This is a genomic window from Arcobacter peruensis (assembly GCF_003711085.1).
GTDB classification, from domain to species: domain Bacteria; phylum Campylobacterota; class Campylobacteria; order Campylobacterales; family Arcobacteraceae; genus Poseidonibacter; species Poseidonibacter parvus.
This window is the reverse complement of sequence record NZ_CP032363.1, coordinates 1,942,337-1,963,773: the sequence shown is the minus strand read 5'-3', so window position 1 is coordinate 1,963,773 and position 21,437 is coordinate 1,942,337. Positions and strand designations below refer to the sequence as shown.

Genomic DNA, 21,437 nt, shown 5'->3' with positions numbered 1-21,437 from the left:
AAATTAAATAAAATTGAATAAAATATAAGAGAGAAACACATGGACAGAAAAGTAATATATAACCCAGACTCAAAAGAGAGTTTAAACGATAGAAGAATTTTTGGTGGTAATAGTGATGGTATGATTAACTTCACTAAAATGAAATACCAATGGGCACTTAACCTTTGGGATACTATGGAAGGTAATACTTGGTTTCCTAAAGAAGTACAAATGACAGGAGATGCTAAAGATTATAAGTATCTTACAGCTCCTGAAAAAAGAATGTATGATTTAGTATTATCACAGTTAATCTTTATGGATTCATTACAAACAAATAACTTAATGGACAATATTAATCCATATATTACTGCTCCTGAAGTAAATGCATGTCTATCAAGACAATCATACGAAGAAGCTAATCATTCAAAGTCATATGCTGTTATGGTTGAATCTATATCTGATAATACAGACGAGATTTATGATATGTGGAAAAATGATGCGCAATTAAGAGAGAAAAACAATTATATTGCAGATGTTTATAAAAACCTTTCAGGTGAAATTACAGATGAAAAAATTGTTCTTGCACTTTTTGCAAATCAAATCTTAGAAGGTTTATATTTCTATGCTGGATTTGCAGCTATGTATGCGCTTGGAAAATCAGGTAAAATGCTAGGTTCTTCACAAATGATTAGATTTATTCAAAGAGATGAAGTAACACACTTACTTTTATTTCAAAACATGATTAACTCTGTTAGAAAAGAAAGACCAGAATTATTTACAGCAGAACTTGAAGAAAAAGTAAGAGCTATGTTTAGAAAAGCAGTTGAGCTTGAAGCTTCATGGGGTTCATATATCACTCAAGGTCAAATCCTAGGATTTACAGATGCAATTATTAAACAATATATTCAATACCTAGCAGATAAAAGACTTGACGCAGTTGGATATAAACCAGAATATAATGTAAAACACCCTATTCCATGGGTTGATGGTTATGCAAGTTTTAATGATCAAAGAACAAACTTCTTTGAAGGGAATGTTGTTAATTATTCAAAAGGGTCAATTGATTTTGATGACTTTTAGAAAGTATAGGAGTTTCCTATGGGTTCTAAAAATAGAATATTTCTGGGTTTAATTAGTAATCATATTTTACATAAAATTAGAAATACTTTTAAAAAAAGAGTTTGTATGACAGATTCTACGGTAAAGAAAATAGAGGAAAAACATCCTCCTTTAGATAAAGAGTTTATACATAGTAACAATTTTCAAATAGTAATTGATAATACATTAATGATTTATTATGATGATAAAGATAGAATATATAATTGTTTATCAAAAGTCGATAATAAACTTCTTGTTTATGGTTTGGTTTCTAAAAATAAAAGAACTGAAGTTTCAACTTTATTTCAAACAAATCCAAGTCAAGTTAAGAAAAATTTTAAAGAAAATAAAAATATAATAGTACTTAAAGAAGAATTTACTACAAATTAAGAGGCGGGAGAGAACCTCCCCGCATCTTTCCTGAACTAGTTACGCCCTGCTATTAATAGCTAAAAGTTCAAGGCACATGGAATCCCTAATTTCCACCTCTCTTAATTTATTACTGATATTATGACATAATTATAATAAAAATATTCTATTTAAACTCATAAACTAAATAATGATTTTAACAATGTCTTTACCTAATTAAAGTATAAACAAGTAGGATTAACAATAACAACCCTACTAAAATTCCTTTTTTTATTAGTTCTTCTCTAATTTAAAATCCTTTTTAATTTTTTTATTTAAACTCGTAAACAAAAACATCATCAGAGTATCCATGAACTAAATCATGACCTTTTACAATCACTTTATTTAAGCCTTTAGGTATTATAACCCCAGATAAACTTCTTGTAAAAGGTTGTTCATTTACATGTGGATGATATAAAGTCCTAGAAGCAAGTAGTTTTCCTTTAGGAGTGTATATCTCCCATTTATTTGCATAATGCTTCCAACCTGTGTCTTCATGCTCTAACGTTACGTTAAATGTACATACTTTGTTGGCATTACAGTTTGCTTTTACATCTACTACTTTTACTTCATTTGCAAATAAACTTCCACTAATAGCTAATAAGCTTGTTAATAATATTTTTTTCATGTAGTTTAGAACTCATCTTTTTCATAATATTCATTTATTCCATTCCAGCCTTCTAAAAAGTATAAGAAAAATGTAACATCTTCCATTTCTTCTTCTGTTACTTGTCCTTTCATTGAAGGCATAGTATCAAAGTGTTTTACAACACCTTCTAAACATACTGTCTTAGCTTTATCTGGATTGATTAGATAATCTTTAACAAAATCAGTTACTTCATCTATTTGGAATTCTATATCATCTTTACTACCTATTTGGCTTTTTAATCTAAATGATATTTCATTTCCTGTTGGTGCTAAAAGATTTAAAACCTTATTATCATGTTCTATAAAATTACTCATTAGAACTTGTATATCCATTGATTTTACATGACATGAGGAACATTTATTATCAAAAACCTTTTCTCCTATTAAATATTTTTCTTTATCAAACTCTTCTGGTGGTGAAGCGAAAACAAAAGACATCAAAACACATGCAGCAATAATAAGTTTCATAATTTTTCCTTTTATTAAATTCTATCTAAAAAAAATCTATATTAAAAGAGTCAGTTTTAATTTAATATAATACAAATATAGTACAATATTGTCCAATTTGAAGGATAATCTTATGATAAAAGAAAAAATAGAAGAGTTTATAAAAATACAATTTGAAGAATTAGATGAATTTAAATATACATTTGATGTTGAAGATAGTTTTGCATACTTAGAGTTTACTGAGATTTTTTCTAAAGCTTGTCAAAAAGAGATGACCTTTAGAATGATTGATAATAAACTGCAATATCATTCTTTAGAGTATGGATGGAAAGTTCTTGATAGAGGTTCAAATATTAAATACTTTTGGATTGATTTACTAAACGATTAAATTCTTAACATCATTATCTTGTTTTATCCACCTAAAAAAGCTAAAATACGCTCTTACATCACATAATTTAATCAATAATTATTTAGAGATAAGATATAATCTTAAAAATTATAAAACCATAGGAATAATAATGTCAGTAGGAAAAAAAGTTTTCTTTTTATTAATAGCGTTAGTTATTTTAATAACTTACACAGTATCAACATTTAATTACAAAACAATACTAAATGATGGACAAACACAAAATACTAGTTTTAGTAGTGAAGATTCAATGTTTGGTGAATATGCAGATTCATTTGTTGCAAAGATAAATGAGTTAAAAAGCGGCATACTAGAAACACTTGGTTTAGAGTCGAATGATACAATAAAAGAAAATAAAAAGCCTGTTAGATTAGAACTACAAAAAGAAAATGGAATAGTTCTAATGAATGGTACTTTTAAAGATGAAGAACAAGCTAAAAGTATTGTTGATTTATTAAATATTAATAGAAATGGTGAATATAAATTTGAAGAAAATAGAGTAAAAGATGTTGTTTTATTAAATAAGTTATCTATGATTATGGATTCTTTTAAAGAGTTCTTCTTGGATGGTTCAAAGTTATTACTAGAAGATGGAGAGGTTTTATTAAATGGTGAATTAAAGGATTCAAACTTTAAACCATTATTAGATTCAATTATTGCAAAAAGTAATCTTAATATAAAAACTAATATAAAAGAACCTAGTAAGTCTAAAACAGAAGAGATTATCGATGGTATTAAAACGGTTGGTACAAAATCAATTAAAACTGTTGCTAAAATTGAGTTAAGTAGTGAATCAGAAGATAAATTAAATGATTTAGAAAATACAGTAACTAAAGCTGTTGAAGTTAAATCTAGTTTAGTTCAAGAAGCACAAAGAGATATAAATAATTTAACTTCTAATAAAAAAATAACTTTTAAAAGAAGAAGTACTAATATTACAGAAGAATCAAAAGAAACAGTAAAAGATATTGCAAGTATTTTGTTAGAAAATAGTAAACTAACTGTAGAAATTGCAGGTCATACTGATTCAAGAGGTAGTGCCTCTTTAAATAAAAGAATCTCTCAAGATAGAGCAAATAGTGTTAAAGCAGCATTAGTTAACTTAGGAGTTGATTCTAAGAATATTAAAGCAATAGGTTATGGGGAAGATTTTCCAATTGCCAAAGATGATGAACAAGGTTTATCTGAGATTAATAGAAGAGTAGAGTTTATAGTAGGAGAAATAAAATGATTGAAACGGCATCATTAATAGTTGTAAATTTATTAATTGCAGCTATTATTGGAATGGTTATTGGATATTTAATTGGAAAGAATTCAGGAAATACTTTTAAGCCTTCTAATAATGAAAAGCATGATAATAAAAATGACACTATGGATGTTAAGTCTAAAAGTAGTGTAAATCCTATCTTTAGGAAAAACTCAAATGTTGATAATAAACCACTTATTCTAAGTTCACCTAGACCTTCAGGAAAAGATAATCTTATTAAGATTAAAGGTATAGATTCAAAAGTAGAAAAAGATTTAAATAAATTAGGTATTTTTCATTTTAATCAAATTGCTTCTTGGTCAAGTAAAAATTGTGATTGGATTGAAGAGTTTTTATTATTACCAGGATCTGCTAAAAAGCATCAATGGGTTGAACAAGCAAAAATATTAGAAACGGGTAAAGAGACTGTGTATAGTCAGAAAGTGGAGAATGAAGAGATTAACGTATAGATAAAACTATACTTTAACTCTTTTTAATCTTTTTATAATTGTAGCGATATCTCTTGAATAATTTCTAGCTCTTTTGCTATTATATTTCCAACCACCATTGTAAGAACCCCAAACTTTTTTCCAATCATTCTTGTGAATTTTTTTCCAATAAGTTAATTCAGCAATTGCATTTTTTGTAGCGAATTGAAAATCTGAAATCAATCTCATAGCATATTTATTTCTATTCCATGAAGTATTTCTGGCTTTCTGTCTACTTAATACTGTTTTGATATTTGCTTGATATAATCCATAATCTTTACTATCTACATTTACAAGATATTTTCCAATAGATGATTCTTTAATTGCAATTGCCATTAGTGAATAACTAAGACCGTGCTTTTTACCTTGCATTTTTATTTGTTTCAATGTTTTAATTTCTGCTGGTGTTAATTTTGATGCGTTAAAGTTTGATGCAAAAATATTTGTAATAAATAACATTACTAATAATGTAATTTTTAAATTCATACAGGTTTCCTTTATTTACTCTTAAATTAAAGCGCGAATTATATATTAAATATGCAAATTTGTCAAATTTTACCTATTATTTACTACTTTTACAGTTCATTTAATTTAGTATTTAGTTACTCCCGATTATAATTCCGAAAATTTTTATTAAGACAAGTAGCTAGTGAAAAAACAAGAATTTAAAAAACTAATTAGAGAAATTGGCTTTACTTCGCAAAGAAGTTTTGCAGAAGAAATAGGTGTGAAAGCAACGACTTTTACAACATATAAATTTATACCAAATCATATTGTAAGAATCATAAACATGGCTTTATTAGCCAAACACAGTGGTGTTCCTTTTGATGAAATAAAAGAGGCAATGAAAATAGATTAGATTTCTTAATCTATTTTTTATATATATTATTTTGTTTCCTCTTTAATTTTTAGTGTTAAATCATGTAAGATTTTATTTTATAAAAATTATTAAAAATTACAATAATTTTTATAAAAATAAAATAAAAAAATAATTTTAAAATATTTATAAATATTTTTTACAATTTTAAGTGACTTTTTTTACTTTTTTTTAGATTTTTTACAACTTTTGATAAATCTTATAAACCAATATTAATATATTTACGTACTTTTTTTATCTCTTCATGATCATATTTTTCAATTATTATTTCTTTTTCATCATCTTTATTTACATTTCCAAAAGGTGAAATTATTGCACTTCCTTTTGCCATATTTGAATCACTACTATTACAAGCAATTACAAAACATTGATTAACTAAAGCAAGAGATTTAGAAATAGTTTCATAATGGTCTTTTCTTTTTATTCCCCACATAGAAGGATTTAAAATTATATCAGCACCTTTTACTTTTTCCCAAAGCTGTGGGAATCTTAACTCAAAGCAAATTAAAGTGGCAATTTTAATTCCATTTATCTCAATAATTTTTATATCTTCTTCATTTCCTACTTCAAAATGCTCATGCTCAGAGCCTAGTGGAAATAGTTTTACTTTAGATTGTGTATGAACTAATTCTTGATTATTAAAAATATGTAAGGTATTAAAAAACTTTCCATTTTTTTGAGTTATTAGTGTTAGGGCTATAGTTTTATTTACTGCTAATTGCATTAGCTCTTTTATAGCAATAATAGAAAACTCTGAGGCTTCTTCCATTCTGTCATAACAAAATCCACTTAAAGCAATTTCAGGTGCTAAAATAACAGAGTTTTCTGGACTTTGTATAATTAACTCTTTTAAGTGCTCTAGATTTTTTGAAAAATCTTCTTGGGTTTTAATCTGTAGTGCTATTAAGTTCATTTATTTCCTTTTGTATTAATTTCTCTAGAGCATTTTGATATGTTTTTGCAGTTGCAAAGCTACTTGCTTCATATTTTGTAACTAAGATTGGATTAGTATTTGAAGCTCTTACTAGCGCCCAACCATTTTCAAAGTTTATTCTAAGACCATCAACTGTGATAATATTTTTAATTATAGGAAAGTCTCTATTTAGTCTCTTTAATGAAGTCTCTATTTTTTGCATTAATAAAAACTTTTTTTCTTCTACTACTTGGATTTCAATATTTTCACTTGTATAAATTTTTGGTAGATTATCTATTTCTTTGTCAATATTCATATTTGAAGAAATTAACTCTAAAACTCTAAATGTTGCATAAATCGCATCATCAAAACCATAATATCTATCGTTAAAAAATATATGCCCTGAAACCTCAGCTGCTAAATCAGCATTTAGCTCTTTGAGTTTAAGTCGCAAGTTTGAATATCCTGTTTTATTCATAATAGTTGTGCCATGTGTATTTATCTCATTGAATACATTTTGAGAATATGTAACTTCACCAATTATTACAGGGTTTTTCATTGTTTTTGAAAATAGTAGTGCTAAGATATCGCCTTTGATATTATGCTTTTGGGTAAGTACTGCAATTCTATCTGCATCTCCATCATAAGCAAATCCATAATGACAATCCTCTTTTAAATGACTTTTTAAATCAGATAGATTCTTTTCATTACTAGGGTCTGGATGATGATTTGGAAAGTTACCATCAGGTTTTGTATATAAGGCTTTATAGTTTAAATTTAGTTTATCAAAGATAGAAGTAATAACAGTATCAGCCATTCCATTTCCACAATCAATTACAAACTTTATTGGTAAATCTTTTAAGTGTGAGAACTGTTTAACCATATAGTCTATATATAAACTTTTAGCATCAACTTTAATAAAATCATGATTATCTTCAATCTTGATATTTTCATTTGCTTTAATATCTTGGTAAAGCTTTATCAAATCATCTGCAAAATAAGGTTGGTTTTGTATTGTTGTTTTAAAACCATTATATTTTTTTGCATTATGGCTACCTGTTATCATAATAGATGCATGAGGTTTAATTGTTTGAGCATTTACTTTAAACTCTTGGTATGAAGCAAAGTAATTAACTCCTGTTGCTACAAGACCAATATTTAACACTTTACATCCAGCCTTGTTAAGTCCACTTATTAGTGAGTTAAAAAGCATTGTAGAGTGTTTTCTAATATCATATCCCACTATTACGAAAGCTTTCCTTTGCGTTCTTTTTTGGATTTCGAGTCCTAGGTAGTATCCAATTAGTTTTGTATTTTCACTATTTAACTCATTTGGAACTATACCTCTAATATCATATTGTCTAAATATAGCTTTGTTTATCACTTATCTTATGCTCTTTTACTTTCTAAATTTAATAAAAACTCTTTTGCTTCATCTCCACCTGCATATATATTAGAACTTCCATCATCTTTTTGTATTCTATGGCAAGGTACGATTATATTTAACATATTTTGTGCAAGTGGACTCTCAATTGCTTTTTGTGTTGCTCTATTTGTATTTAAACTATCTATTTTTGATGCAAAAGAAGAAAAGCTTTGTTTGTTTCCATAAGGAATATTTAGTAGCTCTTTCCATACTTGTATTTGGAATGTTGAACCAACAAGCTGCATTGGTAATTCAAATGTAGTTCTTTGTCTATTAAAATACTCTTCAAGTTGAGTTCTTAACATATCAAAATATTCACACTCAGATGGAATAATATCAGTGTCAAAACTCTTTTTTAAAATATCAATTCTAGCTTCTATATTAAATGGTGTGAAAAAACAAAGCATTACTATTCCTTTTTTTGAAGCAGCTGCAAACATTTGGCCAAGTGGAGTGTCAATTGTAGTTGTTAGTATTATTTCTTTGTTAGGTGTTTTGTATTCTCTCATAATTGAATTTTAACATAAAGAAAATAAGTTATAATGTTTTATCAAAAAAATAGGAATATATTATGAGTAATAAAACAGATATAAAATTAGATAAAAATAAATTAAAAGGTACCTTTTTTGGTGCTATTGTAGGAGATGCTTTATGTTTAGGTTCTCACTATGAATATGATGCAAAAAAGATTTATGAAGCTTATGGAGAAAAACCAATTGAAAAGTTTATGAGTCCTGGTGAAAAAATGGGTGGTGAAACTCATGGAATTGGTTGGGGACAGCGAAATTATCATCCAGGAAAAAGTGCAGGAGGAACAACTGATTATGGAGATTATAATATCTTAGTTTTAGAACATCTTGCAAGTATTGCAAATCCTCCTAGAGCTTTTGAAGTTGCACCCCTACTTCCTCATTGGATGAATAGGTTAGAGCATTCATGGGGTTCATGGATTTGTACTATGACTAAAGAGACTTACTCTCAAGTTAAAAATGGAACACCTGTTCAATATCTTGGAGGTATTTCAAATGCAACTGCTATTAGACATATAGCAGCACACTCTTATTATGAAACAGAAGAAGAGATAGTTGATGTTGCAAGAAAAGCTATGTTTACACACAAAGATGTTCATGCTCTTGGTGGTGGTGAGTTTTTTGCTCGTGTTACACATAGAGTTTTAAGAGGTGAGCATCCAAGATCTGCTATTGAAGATGTTGCTATTTTAATGGGTGGTTTTTTTGAAGAAAAAACAAAACAAGCAATTTCAAAATATGAAGAAGCTATAAATCCAGAATCTGACTTATCAAAAGAGTTATTTTGTGATGATTTAGCAATTACATCAATGGCTAGATTATGGGATGTTGGAAGAAGTGAACCTATTAAAGTAGGAAAAGCCAGTCCTACTGAAGGAACTATGCCTGGAAGTATTTATTTTATATTAAAATATGCAGATGAAAAAGATGGTCTTAAAAAAGCACTACAAGCAAATACAATGGTAGGTGGAGATAATGCTTCAAGATCAATTGCAATTGGTATGGTATTAGGAGCTAAGTTTGGAGTTGATGCAATTCCACAGGAATGGAAGGAAACTTTAGAACAATGGGATTATTGTGAGAAGTTATTAGATAAGTTACCACTTCTAAAAAACTAAAAGTTAAAGTATAAAGAGAATAGATATATGATAAATAGTAAAATAAAAGTACTCTATGTAGAAGATGATGAGATAGCAAGAGAAAATGGTATAGAATACTTAGAAAACTATTTTGAATATATTTATGAAGCTAGTGATGCTCTTAGTGCTTTAAAGCTTTATGAGAAGCATCAACCTCATCTAATTATTACAGATATTCAAATGCCTAAGTTAAATGGTTTAGAGTTTATTCAAAGAATTAGAGAAAAAGATAAAAAAGTACAAGTAATTGTAATATCAGCTTTCTCGCATAAAGACTATTTATTTAAAGCAATAGAACTACAACTTGTAAAGTACTTGATTAAACCTCTTAAAGAGCATGAATTTGAAGAAGCCTTAAACTTATGTATTGAAAGTATAAACAATGATTCCTCTAATATATACGAGTTAAACGATGAATGTACTTTTGATATCTTTAATCATACCCTAGTATATAAAAATGAAATTATAAAACTACGAACAAAAGAAATAGACTTCTTAACTCTATTACTTAAAAATAAAAATAGATATGTAACATATAGTGAAATAGAAAACCATGTATGGACCCATAGTGCTATGAGTAAAGATGCTTTAAAGACCTTAGTTAAAAATATAAAAACTAAAATACCAAAAGAGCTAATATCAAATCTTTCAGGAACTGGATATAAAATTGATTTATGATTTAAATACTACACTAGTATATGGGATTACCTTTGGTATTTTAATAATGACAATAGTATATACGTTTATTAGATATGTATACTCAAAAGAGATATTTTATATTTCTTATTGTTTTATGCAAGTGTTTTCTTTAGTGTATATATTAGCTTATAGTAAACTCTTTTCCATAAGTTCTTTTTTTCAAGAACTAGCTTTAGTATTTGCTAGTTTAAGTGCTCTTGTTTTTGCAGTATCTTTTTATGAGGGCAAGTTTTTTCCTAAAATGAGAAATTTTAAAGAGTTGCTTTTTAATACCTTTTTACTTAATGTTGTAATTTTAAGTTCTTTCTATCATTATATGCTTTTTGAGTATTTACCATATACAGTTATATACGCAATTTTATTTGTATCAATAATCTTTAATTTAAAACAAGAGTTTAAAGCAACAGTTATATATGTTCTTGGTTGGTCTGTTTTATGTTTTATTTTATTTGTAATGGACTTTAAAAGTATTTATAAACAAAATGGATATATGGATTTAGTTTTATTAGTTTTTGCCATAGAGGCTATTTTATTTACTATCTCAGTAGCATATAAATACAATAACTTACAAATACAAAGTAATTCTTATGAAGATATGTTATTACAACAATCAAAGTTAGCAAAATCAGGTGAAATGATAGGAAATATTACTCATCAGTTTAGACAGCCTTTGAATAATTTATCATATATTCTAATGAACTTAAAAAAACGTTTTTCAAAAAATGAACTTGATGAGGTATATTTTGAAAAGAAGATTACTCAAGCAAATAGTCAATTACAGTTTTTATCTAAAACAATCGATGATTTTAAAGAGTTTTATACACCTTCAAAACAAAAAGAAAACTTTAGTGTTAAAGAAGCAATATTAAACTGCATTACTATTTTAGATGCAAATTTAAAGAAATATAATATTAACTTAGAAGTTAATGTAAATACAGATGAAAATATTCAAATATTTGGTGTTAAAAATGAGTTATCACAAGTAGTCTTATCCCTTGTCTCAAATGCAATAGATGCTTTAAAAAGCACTCAAAATCCAATGATAAATATTGATATTAACTCAAATAATGCTGAGGTTATAATTGTAATAAAAGATAATGCAGGAGGAATAAGTAAAAAGAACTTAACAAAAATCTTTGAACCATATTTTACTACAAAAGAAGATGGTTCAGGGATTGGTCTTTATTTAGCAAAGTTAATTATTGAAGAGAGTTTTGAAGGAAGAATTGATGTTTTAAATGATAAAGAGGGTGCTGTATTTACCCTCTTTTTTGAAAAGTCATTTGATTAGTCTTTCAATAAATCATTTCTTGGATAAACAAAAGCTAGTTCTTTTTCAAGTTTTACTTTTTTGTCTTCTTTTGCATAAGCTATAAGTTTTATTTTTAAAGCTGTATCTTTTTTATCTGATAAATAAAGTCTCTTTTTAGTCTCTATAATTAAAACTTTTTTAGCTCGTTTTCCTGGGTTTAATTTAAAAGCTTTAAATCTTTTTATTTTAAAAGTTTCATTATCTTCTAAAGCTAAATCATAAGTATATGCACTTTTTTGTGTATTGTGAAAAGTTAATACATAGTTATTGGAAACTTTTGCATTTTCTTTTATATTATAAAGTTTTGTAGTTTTGTTAACATTTAATAAAAAGTATTCTTTTTTTGAAGCAAATACTCCAGTTAAAACAAGACATAATATTAAGGAAATAAAATAAGTTATATTTCTTTTTGTAAATATTTTTGAAACTTTTTTATTGATAATTGTATTTGTACTTCCCCAATTAATTAAAGACTTCTTCCCAAGTTTCTCCATTACAGTAGTACAAGCATCAGAACACTCTAAACAGTTAATACACTCAACTTGTAATCCTTTTCTAATGTCAATATTTGTAGGACAGATTTTTACACATGCTTCACAAGTTGTACACTCTTCATTTGCTTTCCATTCTTTCATTTTAAAGATAGATTTTTCATTATTTACAAAAACATTTCCACCTCTTGAAGTATCATAAACAACTTGTTTTGTATCATTATCATATAAAGAAGATTGAATTCTTGAATACGGACATACGTAAACACAAAAATTCTCTTTCATAAATATGATATCAAAAACCAAAAACATAGCAGTGGATATAATAAATATAATCATAAATGAATGATTTAAAGGATCTAGAATATACATAAAAAAATCTTCAGGTGGAACAAAATACCACATAAAATTTGTTGCAATCACTAGTGAAATAATAATCCAAAGAAAAATTGATATATACTTTTTTAACTTGTTAGAATTTTTAGAATAATCAATATCTTTTTGCTTATTTTTAATTCTTCTAATATCTAAGATTGTACTTTCAATCAAATCTCTATATATAGTTCTAAAAATTGTTTGAGGACAGGCCCATCCACACCAAATTCTTCCTAATATACTTGTAATTGTAAAGATCCCAATAAATAGAAACATTAGTAAAAATGGCATAAGGTAAAGCTCACTTACATTGTAAACAAAACCTAATATATGAAATTGCAATTTATCAAAAGATAAAAGCAATATATGATTACCATTGATTGTAATAAAAGGTATTACGAATGTGAATATTGTAATAAATAGATATGTAAAATATCTTTTTTTTGTGTAAGACATATAAACTCCTTTGTTTGAAGAAGTTTATATTTTTTTGGTGTTCATTTAGTGGTTTTTAAAATTAATTTGATAACTAATAAATAATTTTATTTCTACCTTCTTTTTTTGCTTGATATAGATTCTTATCAACTCTAGAAAATAATTCTTCAGCACTAGTTTCAGTAGTTTTTGTAGCAATACCCATACTAACAGTGATTTGTCTATCTAATAACTCTTTTAAGCCTTTATCCTCTTCTACTTTGATTCTAAGTCTTTGAGCAAGTTTATAAGCAGTTTGCTTATCTAGATTAGGAAGTAGTGCAACAAACTCATCTCCTCCCCATCGAGCAATTAAGTCATGCTCTCTAAAAGTTCTTTTAAATAATTCTGAAACTCTAATTAAAACTTTATCTCCTATTATATGTCCGTACTTATCGTTTATCGTTTTAAATTTATCAACATCAAATATAAGCAGAGTTAAGTTTTTAGTTTTTGTATTAAACATACTTTTAAAAGCTTTATCAAAACTATTTCTATTATTTAATGAAGTTAGTTTATCAGTATTTGCAAACTTTTGAAGTGATTTATGAGTATTATTTATATAATATATAATTAATATCATAATGATTATTACAATAATTAAAAACATAAGAATATTAAAATATAAAGCATTTTCAATTTCTTTTTTGTATGTATTCTCTTGGGCTTCAACACATAAATATAAGTCTAATTCATCTATAAATCTAATATTTACAATATAATCTTTACCATTTTTTGTATATTCTTGAGTTGTTTTATTTTTATTATTGAAATTATTAATCAGTGTATTTATGTAAGTTATATCTTTTTTATTTAGTTCTTCAATATTATTTGATGAAATCAAGACTTTATTTTCTTTATTTATAAAAGAAATATCATGATTATACTTTTCTTTATAATCTTTTAAAAGTTTACTCACATGCTGTGTTTGTAGCCCTACTCCTACAGCTGCTAAAAAATTACCTTTTTCATCTTCAACTCTGTAATTTGTAAAGATTGTCATAGAATCTTCATGCGCTAAATCTAAGTCAATATTACTCTCATAAACATCAACAACATTTTTTACTCTATAGAACCAATTATCTCTTTTATCACTTGGACTAATTGTTTTTAAAATACCTTCTGAATAGTAGTAATTCTTTGTAATATCAGATACTAGAAAGCTACTTGAAGTATTATATTTCTTTTTTATTGCAGCTAAATACGAGGAAATTTGATTTACATCTTTTTCTCCATTTTTAATCCAATTAATCATAAAAGTATCTTGAGCCATTAAAGAAGAGATTAAATTTGGTTTTAATAAATCTCTTTGGATTTCAGAATAAATATTATCACTGCTTAATGGCAAAGATTTATATTTTAATTGATCTTTTGTTAAATCTACAGCAATTTTATAGCTAAAAAATGAAGCTATAATAAAACCTGCAGATAGAAGAAATGTTACTATTATTAAAAGCTTGTATTTTTGGAAGACATAATTTAGCATTTATATTACCTTTATATAATAATTATAACAAAAATAATATTAATCTGTTTTATAATAAATTATTTAATATCTTTAGTATTTCTTTAAATAAAGGTCTTTTTTCTATTATTTCATTTTTACACTTATTCTGTAACTTGATTAAATAATCTCTTATTTCTTTATTGGATAAGTCTTCTTTACATAGAGATAACAACTCTTGAATTAAGCACCCAAAAGCTCTTACTTCTATTTTTTCTAAAGTATTTTTAATTTTTATTTCTTCTAATTCATAATAAGAAGCTGCTCCAAAATCACCTAAAATACTAGTATATTTTTTATCAATCATAATATTATGAGCATAAAAATCTCCATGTATAATACCTCTTTCATGCATATGAAAAGCAGCATTTGCCGTCTCTTGTAGTATTTTTAAACTATCTTTTATAGAGAGTTTAAAGTCACTTGGATAAGTATCTCTTGTGCAACTTTCTAAACTAGGAGGTAGCCCTAAGTTTTTAAAACTTGATGGAATTAATTCAAGCATTAAGACATCTTTATTTTCAGGATGATTAGAAACTTTGGCTAATACATCAATAAGGTTTTTATGTACTCCCATTGAAATATTGATATCCATTTCTTCTTGTGGTAAACCATCTGATGTCATTTCACCTTTAAATATTTTTATAGCAACTTCTTTTTCTTCATAAATAGCTTTATAAATATTTCCAGAAGCTCCTTCTCCTAAAAGCTGTTTAATTTCTAACTCTTCCCATGAAACAACTTTTAACTTATCTTTTATTTTAGGATGTTTTTTACAAAAAGGATTTGCACTATATGCAAGCCATGAAAGTTTAGGTAAAGATAGTAATAAAGTGGGAAATACTTCTAGTTTATTTGCTGAAATTCTTAATAACTCTAAATTGGTACAATTAGAAAAAGTTTCAGGAAGGAAGTTTAGTTTATTACCTGATAACATACATTTTTGAAGAGACTTTAAATCTCCTATTGAATTAGGAAGTGCTGTAAGTTCATTATTTGTTAGAATTAACCATCTAGTACTAAGAGGTAATGAGTTTTCTTCAAATATTTTAATTTGGTTGTTTCTTATTCCTATCATTGATAACTTTGGGAGCTTTGCTAATACTTTTGGAACATGATTAAATTGATTATTTGAAAGAAACAGTCTTTTTAGTTTTTTAAATCTATAAAAATCATCTGGTAAAGAGGATAAGTTATTATCTGTTAAATCCAAAACTTCTAAGCTATTTTCTAAACTATATAGTTCTTTTGGAAAATCTCTTAATCCTTGTGCAATTTTAACTGAAGTAGCACCTTTTTCTAATTGTATTGACATTCTTTTCCTAAAATTAGTTTTTTAATGCCTCATAAGCAATAAGTATTTTTTTTCGTTCAATTCCCCAACGGTAACCACTCATGGCACCTGATTTTGCGAGAACTCTATGACAAGGTACTAAGTATCCTATATGATTTGAACCAATTGCACTAGCGACTGCTCGTACTGCTTTTGGTTTATTAATACTATTTGCAATATCTTGATAGGTTGTGATTGTTCCATTTGGAATATTTAATAAGGCTTTCCAAATATTTATTTGAAAGTTTGTTCCTTTTACATATAAATCAAACTTCTTCTTTTCAATGAATATATTATCAAGATAATCTTGTGCTTTTTTATCATCTTCTATTAGAGTTGCTTTTTCCCAAAGCTCTTTAAATCTTGCAAAAATTGCTTCTTTATTATTATCAACAAAACCAAGATAGCTAACACCTCTTTTAGTAAAGGCAATTAAAGCCTCTCCAAAAGGAGTAAAACCATAACCATAAGTAATTTCTACATTTTGTCCAGATTCTTTGTATTCTTTAGGAGTTACACCAATAATATTTACAAATAAATCATGCAATCTGCTAGGACTTGATAAACCCATATCAAGTGAGCTATCAAGTATGCTTTTTGATTCTTTTAAATGCTCTTTTGCATAATTTAAAGTAACAGATTGTAAAAATTGAATAGGAGTCACACCAACATATTCTTTGAATACTCTAATTAAGTGGAATTTACTCATTCCTATATATTCTGATATTGTGTCTATTGAGGGTTGTTCTTTGAAATTATCATCGATGTATCTTATTACTTTTTCTATTTTTTTATAGTTTTCATTTTCAAGTAATAGTTTATCATCCATGAGATTTCCTATAAGGTTTAATATAAGTGGTATTCTATACCACTTATACTTTTAGTTAGTTAATAAATACTCACTAGTAAGTAGATTGATTGTAAATCACAAAATTAGATGCAAGTTCTTTTAACTCATTTGCAATTGTTTCTTGTAATTTAGTGTTTTCAATATCATCTAATACATCACACATTTTATTTGCAATGATTTCAAACTCTTTTTCTTTCATTCCACGTGCTGTTAATGCAGGAGATCCTACTCTAATCCCTGATGTTACAAATGGAGATCTTGTTTCACCTGGTACTGTATTTTTATTTACAGTAATTCCAGCATTTCCTAATGCAGCATCTGCATCTTTTCCTGAGAATTCTTTATTAAGAAATGATACTAATACTAAGTGATTATCTGTTCCACCAGATACAATATCATATCCTCTTGAAACTAGTACTTCACCTAGAACTTTTGCATTTGCTTTTACTTGTTTTGCGTAATCTTTCCAAGCAGGACTTAGAATTTCTTTAAATGCTACTGCTTTTCCAGCAATTACATGTACTAATGGTCCACCTTGTAATCCTGGGAAAATAGCAGAGTTTAATTTCTTTGCTATATCTTCATCATTACACATTATCATTCCACCTCTAGGTCCTCGAAGTGTTTTATGTGTTGTAGTTGTTACTACATCTGCATAAGGGAATGGACTCATATGCTCACCCGCTGCAACTAATCCCGCAATATGTGCAATATCAGCAAATAAAATAGCTCCAACTGCATCAGCAATTTCTCTAAATTTAGCAAAATCAATTTCTCTTGCGTATGCAGAAGCACCACAAACAATAATTTTCGGTTGAACAATTTTAGCAATATCCATTACTCTTTCATAATTAATTCTTCCATCTAATTCTACACCATAATAAAAAGGAGTATAGTTCTTACCTGAAAATGATGGTTTTGAACCATGAGTTAAATGTCCACCATGAGATAAATCCATACCAAGAATTTTATCACCAGCTTTTAATAGTGCTGCATATACTGCACCATTAGCTTGAGAACCTGAATGAGGTTGTACATTTGCATAATTACATCCAAAGATTTCACAAGCTCTATTTATTGCAAGTTGCTCAACTTTATCAGCTTGCTCACAACCACCATAATATCTTTTATAAGGGTAACCTTCTGCATATTTATTAGTAAATACTGAACCCATTGCTTGCATTACTGCTGGAGATGTAAAGTTTTCACTTGCAATCATCTCTAAATGGTCTGTTTGTCTTTCTAATTCATTTTCACATATTTCAAATACTTCTGAATCTGCTTCTTTTAGGTTTGCGTTTGATATATAGTTCATTTTATATTCCTTATTTTTAAGTGATATTTTTAATTGTAGAAATTATAACAAAAATAAAAAATCAAAACAATCCAGATATTGCTATAATCTTTAAAAATGAATAGTAATATATTCATAGTTTATTCATATTTGATATGATATAATTTTTTAAAATAGATATTAGAAGGGGAATAACTTGAAAAAACTACTAATTATAGATGATTCTATACATGTTATTACCACTTTTATGAAGCTATTTTCTGAGAAAAATAACTTTTCTATATATACTGCAAGTAATACTAAAGAAGCAAAAAAATTAATAGATAATGAGACTTTTTTTACTGTAATATCAAGTACTAAATATCTTGATAAATCAGATAATAAATCAACAAATATATTAAAATCTGACTATATTCCTATAATCATTCTTAGCTCAAAAATCAATAATGAATTATTGGAAAAATATAAAGATTTTAATGTAATGGATTATGTTTTAAAAGATACTACTTATGGTTTAAAACATGCTTATAATCTTGTGGAACTTTTTGCACACATAAAAGATTACAAGGTATTACTTATTAGTGAATCAATAGATTCGAAAGTAAAAATAAAACATGTATTAAAGAGTTTTTCTTTAGATATAAAACAAGCAAATTGTAATTCAGAGATTATTGATATAGTAAAAAATGATTATGATATTTCATTTATAATTTTTGATTATGAAACTTTACTTGAGGATATAATAAGTATTACTAAAATGTTAAGAGAAAATGAGAAATATAGTAATGTACCTATATTAATTATTAATAATGAAATTAATAAGGATTTAAAAACAAATTTATATAAAATTGGTGTCGATGATTTTATTCAAAAACCAATCATTGAAGAGGAATTAAAGACAAAAATTTTTAATCTTTTTACAAATATTGAACAACGTGAAGAATTAGATACTTTTAATAAAATTTTTGATGATAATATTATTTCATCTTCAACAAATACTAAAGGTATAATAACTTCTGTTTCTTCTGCTTTTAGTAAAATATCTGGTTATAAGAAAAGTGAATTAGTTGGAAAAAGTCATAGTATTGTAAGGCATCCTGATATGCCAAGTTCGGTTTATAAAGATTTATGGGGAACAATAAATCTAAACAATACTTGGAAAGGTGAAATAAAAAATCTTCGTAAAGATGGCTCTTCTTATTGGGTTAGTGCTGTTATTGAACCAATTTTTGATAAGCAAAAAAACAAAATTGGTTATTCTGCTGTAAGACAAGATATTACTGATAAAAAAAGAATTTATGAGTTATCTATTACTGATGGATTAACTTCTTTATATAATAGAAGATATTTTAATGATATTGCAAAAGCAATATTCGACAAAACTGTAAGAAGCAACAAAGTTTTTGGGTTTATGATTTTAGATATTGACTATTTTAAAAAATATAATGATACCTATGGTCATCAAGAAGGAGATAATGTTCTTATTGCTTTATCTATGTCTTTAAAAGATACATTTAAACGAAGCGATGATTTGATCTTTAGATTAGGTGGTGAAGAGTTTGGAGTGTTGATAAATGCAAAAATACAAGAGGATATTCTAGAACTTGCAAATCTTGCAAAAAGTAATATTGAAGAACTTGAAATAAAACATAAGGAAAATCCTCCTTTAGGTATTGTTACAGCATCTTTTGGATTAATTATTATTGAAGGAAAAGATATAGATTCAGATCATAAATTAGACTTTATTTATAAAGAAGCTGATAATAAATTATATGAAGCAAAAGCTGATGGACGAAATAATATAAAATATAAAATAATATAATAAAAGGAAAATATTGATTGAATTAACACAATTACTGCTTTTTATAGCAGCCTCATTTTTACTATGTTTAGCACCAGGACCTGATAATATTTATGTATTAACTCAAGGAATGACAAAAAGTAAAAAAGCTGCAATCATCACAACTTTTGGACTTTGTACTGGTTTAATTATTCATACAAGTGCCGCTGCACTTGGTATTTCTGTAATATTTCAAACTTCACAAATGGCTTTTAATATCGTAAAGTATGCAGGGGCTGCATATTTACTTTATATTGCATATCAAGCTTTTAAATATAGAAATGAACCCTTAGATTTAAGTGTGCAAAACTCAAGTTCTGAACTTAAAAAGCTATTTTTTAAAGGTTTTATTATGAATATCTTAAATCCGAAAGTTTCAATATTTTTTCTAGCTTTTTTACCGCAGTTTGTAAATACTCAAGCTGGAAATGTACCAATTCAAATGATTACTTTAGGAATTATATTTATGATTATGACAGTTATTGTATTTTCTAGTATTGGAATAGCAGCTAATCTCTTAAGTTCAAAATTACAAAAGAACCCAAGTATTGTAAAAGTTATGAATATATTGACTTCTACTATTTTAGTAGCACTTGGAATAAAACTAGCTCTATCTTCAAGATAGAGCTTTTTCTTCTTCAATTAAAGCAACAACTCCATCGTACATATCTTGTACGCATTGAACTTCTGTAACACCTAATCTTCTTTTATTAGAAATATCATAAACTCCACCAACACTTTTTGAGTGTTCACCGTTTATTCCTCTAATTTGGAGATGATATTTATTTGTAATCTCTTCAAATTTTGCATAATTTTGTGATAAGTTAGGAACTTTTATATGAACACTAGCTCTCATAGCAGTTCCAAGGTTTGTAGGACAAGATGTGATATATCCTAAGTGCTCATTATATGAGAACTCAATTTTTTCTTCTAATTTTGATATTGCATTTGTTAATCTTGTAAATACTTCTTTAATATCTCCACCTTTTTGCATAGAGATTATTCTTAATTGGTCTTCTTCATTAACCCATACTAAAAAAGTTTTTTCATCATTATGGTAAATACCTCTTGCCTTTGGCCAATTTCTATTAAGTCCTGCTGCTTCTAAAAATCTATCTCCTGCTTTAAATAAAAAATGGTCAGTAATTAGCTTTTGTGCTATTTCTTCACTCATTCCATCTAGTGGATAGTATTTTCCTTTTAAACTATCTTCTAATGCATTTAAAGCTTGTGATACTTGCTTTTCTATATTATCTCTTTGCTCATTTGAAATTGCTGGTCCTAAAGGAAGGTTTGCAATATTTCTTCCGACTCTAATTCTTGTAGAAATAATATATTTATTTTCTGGATCTGGATTTGCTGCTTTTAAATCATTTGGGTTTAAATTACTAATATGAGAATCAGTTTTAGAAAAACCATGATACTCTTCTATAATTGGATCAAAAAGTGCTGAAAAAGTTGTGTAAGATTGAATATCTCCTGCATAAACACCAATTCCACTATCACTATTTTGAACCCCTGATGCAATTGCTTCATCAAGAGTGAAACCTGAAGGAGTAGTTTTATCTTTTAGTTGTGTATAAACTTCTTTTGTAAGGTATTTTGATAATAAAGATTTGCAATCACTTGGAAAGTGTGGATATTCATTTGTATCAGACAT

23 protein-coding genes are annotated in these 21,437 nt (G+C 26.9%); 11 read left to right on the top strand and 12 right to left on the bottom strand.

All coding sequences use genetic code 11. From position 1 onward, the window contains the following. Positions 1-39 precede the first annotated feature (39 nt). Both D3Z07_RS09875 and D3Z07_RS09870 read left to right on the top strand, forming a co-directional pair. Positions 40-1,059, top strand: a complete 1,020-nt coding sequence (locus tag D3Z07_RS09875; protein WP_122893777.1) for a ribonucleotide-diphosphate reductase subunit beta — start codon at positions 40-42, stop codon at positions 1,057-1,059. An 18-nt stretch (positions 1,060-1,077) separates the two neighbouring features. Next, complete coding sequence (locus tag D3Z07_RS09870; RefSeq protein WP_076082694.1) at positions 1,078-1,467, top strand: hypothetical protein; 390 nt, start codon at positions 1,078-1,080, stop codon at positions 1,465-1,467. 289 nt (positions 1,468-1,756) lie between these two features. On the opposite strand, the gene D3Z07_RS09865 is transcribed toward D3Z07_RS09870, so the two are convergent. Continuing rightward, a complete protein-coding gene (locus D3Z07_RS09865; RefSeq protein ID WP_076082697.1) occupies positions 1,757-2,113 on the bottom strand; it encodes a hypothetical protein in 357 nt (118 codons plus the stop codon). 5 nt (positions 2,114-2,118) lie between these two features. Further along, a complete protein-coding gene (locus D3Z07_RS09860; protein ID WP_076082700.1) occupies positions 2,119-2,601 on the bottom strand; it encodes a hypothetical protein in 483 nt (160 codons plus the stop codon). A gap of 112 nt (positions 2,602-2,713) precedes the next feature. Here D3Z07_RS09860 and D3Z07_RS09855 point away from each other — a divergent pair, with 112 nt between their 5' ends. The 3 genes from D3Z07_RS09855 to D3Z07_RS09845 all read left to right on the top strand — a co-directional run bounded on the left by D3Z07_RS09855 (position 2,714) and on the right by D3Z07_RS09845 (position 4,702). After that, positions 2,714-2,968 (top strand): hypothetical protein, encoded by a 255-nt coding sequence (locus D3Z07_RS09855; RefSeq protein WP_076082703.1) that lies wholly within the window; start codon positions 2,714-2,716, stop codon positions 2,966-2,968. 130 nt (positions 2,969-3,098) lie between these two features. Further along, entirely contained in the window at positions 3,099-4,217 is a 1,119-nt protein-coding gene (locus tag D3Z07_RS09850) for an OmpA family protein (RefSeq protein WP_076082705.1), read from the top strand. After that, entirely contained in the window at positions 4,214-4,702 is a 489-nt protein-coding gene (locus D3Z07_RS09845) for a hypothetical protein (protein WP_122893776.1), read from the top strand. The genes D3Z07_RS09850 and D3Z07_RS09845 overlap by 4 nt, the downstream gene beginning before the upstream one ends. 6 nt (positions 4,703-4,708) lie before the next feature. Here the strand turns inward: D3Z07_RS09845 and D3Z07_RS09840 are convergent, their stop codons facing one another. Then, on the bottom strand, positions 4,709-5,206 hold the full coding sequence (locus tag D3Z07_RS09840) for a transglycosylase SLT domain-containing protein (protein ID WP_076082711.1): 498 nt from the start codon (positions 5,204-5,206) through the stop codon (positions 4,709-4,711). A 163-nt stretch (positions 5,207-5,369) separates the two neighbouring features. Between D3Z07_RS09840 and D3Z07_RS09835 the strand changes: the two genes are divergently transcribed. Beyond that, entirely contained in the window at positions 5,370-5,579 is a 210-nt protein-coding gene (locus tag D3Z07_RS09835) for a hypothetical protein (protein ID WP_076082714.1), read from the top strand. A 217-nt stretch (positions 5,580-5,796) separates the two neighbouring features. On the opposite strand, the gene D3Z07_RS09830 is transcribed toward D3Z07_RS09835, so the two are convergent. From D3Z07_RS09830 to D3Z07_RS09820, 3 genes are read right to left on the bottom strand one after another with little or no spacing between them, the layout of a single operon-like run. Beyond that, positions 5,797-6,510 carry a nitrilase-related carbon-nitrogen hydrolase gene (locus D3Z07_RS09830; RefSeq protein WP_122893775.1) on the bottom strand — a complete coding sequence of 238 codons (714 nt, stop codon included), beginning with the start codon at positions 6,508-6,510 and terminating at the stop codon, positions 5,797-5,799. Further along, positions 6,485-7,894: a phosphomannomutase/phosphoglucomutase gene (locus tag D3Z07_RS09825; RefSeq protein ID WP_122893774.1), complete on the bottom strand. Its 1,410-nt coding sequence runs from the start codon at positions 7,892-7,894 to the stop codon at positions 6,485-6,487. The genes D3Z07_RS09830 and D3Z07_RS09825 overlap by 26 nt, the downstream gene beginning before the upstream one ends. A 5-nt stretch (positions 7,895-7,899) precedes the next feature. After that, positions 7,900-8,445 (bottom strand): methylated-DNA--[protein]-cysteine S-methyltransferase, encoded by a 546-nt coding sequence (locus D3Z07_RS09820; RefSeq protein WP_122893773.1) that lies wholly within the window; start codon positions 8,443-8,445, stop codon positions 7,900-7,902. A gap of 62 nt (positions 8,446-8,507) precedes the next feature. Here D3Z07_RS09820 and D3Z07_RS09815 point away from each other — a divergent pair, with 62 nt between their 5' ends. The 3 genes from D3Z07_RS09815 to D3Z07_RS09805 are packed head-to-tail and all read left to right on the top strand — an operon-like array spanning position 8,508 to position 11,595. After that, complete coding sequence (locus tag D3Z07_RS09815) at positions 8,508-9,584, top strand: ADP-ribosylglycohydrolase family protein (RefSeq protein WP_122893772.1); 1,077 nt, start codon at positions 8,508-8,510, stop codon at positions 9,582-9,584. 27 nt (positions 9,585-9,611) lie between these two features. After that, positions 9,612-10,283 (top strand): response regulator transcription factor, encoded by a 672-nt coding sequence (locus D3Z07_RS09810; protein WP_122893771.1) that lies wholly within the window; start codon positions 9,612-9,614, stop codon positions 10,281-10,283. Beyond that, positions 10,273-11,595: a HAMP domain-containing sensor histidine kinase gene (locus D3Z07_RS09805; protein ID WP_322898818.1), complete on the top strand. Its 1,323-nt coding sequence runs from the start codon at positions 10,273-10,275 to the stop codon at positions 11,593-11,595. Before D3Z07_RS09810 ends, D3Z07_RS09805 begins: the two co-directional genes overlap by 11 nt. On the opposite strand, the gene ccoG is transcribed toward D3Z07_RS09805, so the two are convergent. From ccoG to D3Z07_RS09780, 5 genes are all read right to left on the bottom strand, one after another. After that, the gene (gene ccoG / locus D3Z07_RS09800) at positions 11,592-12,938 is read right to left on the bottom strand and encodes a cytochrome c oxidase accessory protein CcoG (RefSeq protein WP_122893770.1); all 1,347 of its coding nucleotides are present in this window, start codon (positions 12,936-12,938) and stop codon (positions 11,592-11,594) included. The two genes, D3Z07_RS09805 and ccoG, sit on opposite strands and share 4 nt — an antisense overlap. Positions 12,939-13,011: 73 nt before the next feature. Further along, positions 13,012-14,442: a sensor domain-containing diguanylate cyclase gene (locus D3Z07_RS09795; protein ID WP_122893769.1), complete on the bottom strand. Its 1,431-nt coding sequence runs from the start codon at positions 14,440-14,442 to the stop codon at positions 13,012-13,014. A 49-nt stretch (positions 14,443-14,491) separates the two neighbouring features. After that, positions 14,492-15,775 carry a leucine-rich repeat-containing protein kinase family protein gene (locus D3Z07_RS09790; RefSeq protein ID WP_122893768.1) on the bottom strand — a complete coding sequence of 428 codons (1,284 nt, stop codon included), beginning with the start codon at positions 15,773-15,775 and terminating at the stop codon, positions 14,492-14,494. A gap of 13 nt (positions 15,776-15,788) precedes the next feature. Further along, complete coding sequence (locus tag D3Z07_RS09785; RefSeq protein ID WP_076082741.1) at positions 15,789-16,622, bottom strand: bifunctional helix-turn-helix domain-containing protein/methylated-DNA--[protein]-cysteine S-methyltransferase; 834 nt, start codon at positions 16,620-16,622, stop codon at positions 15,789-15,791. Positions 16,623-16,695: 73 nt separating this feature from the next. Continuing rightward, a complete protein-coding gene (locus tag D3Z07_RS09780; protein ID WP_122893286.1) occupies positions 16,696-17,958 on the bottom strand; it encodes a serine hydroxymethyltransferase in 1,263 nt (420 codons plus the stop codon). A 175-nt stretch (positions 17,959-18,133) separates the two neighbouring features. Here D3Z07_RS09780 and D3Z07_RS09775 point away from each other — a divergent pair, with 175 nt between their 5' ends. Beyond that, entirely contained in the window at positions 18,134-19,759 is a 1,626-nt protein-coding gene (locus D3Z07_RS09775) for a diguanylate cyclase (RefSeq protein WP_122893767.1), read from the top strand. Between the two features lie 13 nt (positions 19,760-19,772). After that, positions 19,773-20,402, top strand: a complete 630-nt coding sequence (locus tag D3Z07_RS09770; RefSeq protein WP_122893766.1) for a LysE family translocator — start codon at positions 19,773-19,775, stop codon at positions 20,400-20,402. On the opposite strand, the gene D3Z07_RS09765 is transcribed toward D3Z07_RS09770, so the two are convergent. After that, on the bottom strand, positions 20,394-21,437 hold the full coding sequence (locus D3Z07_RS09765) for a phosphagen kinase (protein WP_122893765.1): 1,044 nt from the start codon (positions 21,435-21,437) through the stop codon (positions 20,394-20,396). The genes D3Z07_RS09770 and D3Z07_RS09765 overlap by 9 nt on opposite strands.

Coding starts and splice junctions, on each gene's coding strand:
- D3Z07_RS09820 (WP_122893773.1), bottom strand. CDS start 8,445: ATGAGAGAATACAAAACACCTAACAAAGAAATAATACTAACAACTACA.
- D3Z07_RS09875 (WP_122893777.1), top strand. CDS start 40: ATGGACAGAAAAGTAATATATAACCCAGACTCAAAAGAGAGTTTAAAC.
- D3Z07_RS09840 (WP_076082711.1), bottom strand. CDS start 5,206: ATGAATTTAAAAATTACATTATTAGTAATGTTATTTATTACAAATATT.
- D3Z07_RS09785 (WP_076082741.1), bottom strand. CDS start 16,622: ATGGATGATAAACTATTACTTGAAAATGAAAACTATAAAAAAATAGAA.
- D3Z07_RS09870 (WP_076082694.1), top strand. CDS start 1,078: ATGGGTTCTAAAAATAGAATATTTCTGGGTTTAATTAGTAATCATATT.
- ccoG (WP_122893770.1), bottom strand. CDS start 12,938: ATGTCTTACACAAAAAAAAGATATTTTACATATCTATTTATTACAATA.
- D3Z07_RS09765 (WP_122893765.1), bottom strand. CDS start 21,437: ATGTCTGATACAAATGAATATCCACACTTTCCAAGTGATTGCAAATCT.
- D3Z07_RS09850 (WP_076082705.1), top strand. CDS start 3,099: ATGTCAGTAGGAAAAAAAGTTTTCTTTTTATTAATAGCGTTAGTTATT.
- D3Z07_RS09795 (WP_122893769.1), bottom strand. CDS start 14,442: ATGCTAAATTATGTCTTCCAAAAATACAAGCTTTTAATAATAGTAACA.
- D3Z07_RS09810 (WP_122893771.1), top strand. CDS start 9,612: ATGATAAATAGTAAAATAAAAGTACTCTATGTAGAAGATGATGAGATA.
- D3Z07_RS09815 (WP_122893772.1), top strand. CDS start 8,508: ATGAGTAATAAAACAGATATAAAATTAGATAAAAATAAATTAAAAGGT.
- D3Z07_RS09855 (WP_076082703.1), top strand. CDS start 2,714: ATGATAAAAGAAAAAATAGAAGAGTTTATAAAAATACAATTTGAAGAA.
- D3Z07_RS09780 (WP_122893286.1), bottom strand. CDS start 17,958: ATGAACTATATATCAAACGCAAACCTAAAAGAAGCAGATTCAGAAGTA.
- D3Z07_RS09790 (WP_122893768.1), bottom strand. CDS start 15,775: ATGTCAATACAATTAGAAAAAGGTGCTACTTCAGTTAAAATTGCACAA.
- D3Z07_RS09865 (WP_076082697.1), bottom strand. CDS start 2,113: ATGAAAAAAATATTATTAACAAGCTTATTAGCTATTAGTGGAAGTTTA.
- D3Z07_RS09830 (WP_122893775.1), bottom strand. CDS start 6,510: ATGAACTTAATAGCACTACAGATTAAAACCCAAGAAGATTTTTCAAAA.
- D3Z07_RS09860 (WP_076082700.1), bottom strand. CDS start 2,601: ATGAAACTTATTATTGCTGCATGTGTTTTGATGTCTTTTGTTTTCGCT.
- D3Z07_RS09845 (WP_122893776.1), top strand. CDS start 4,214: ATGATTGAAACGGCATCATTAATAGTTGTAAATTTATTAATTGCAGCT.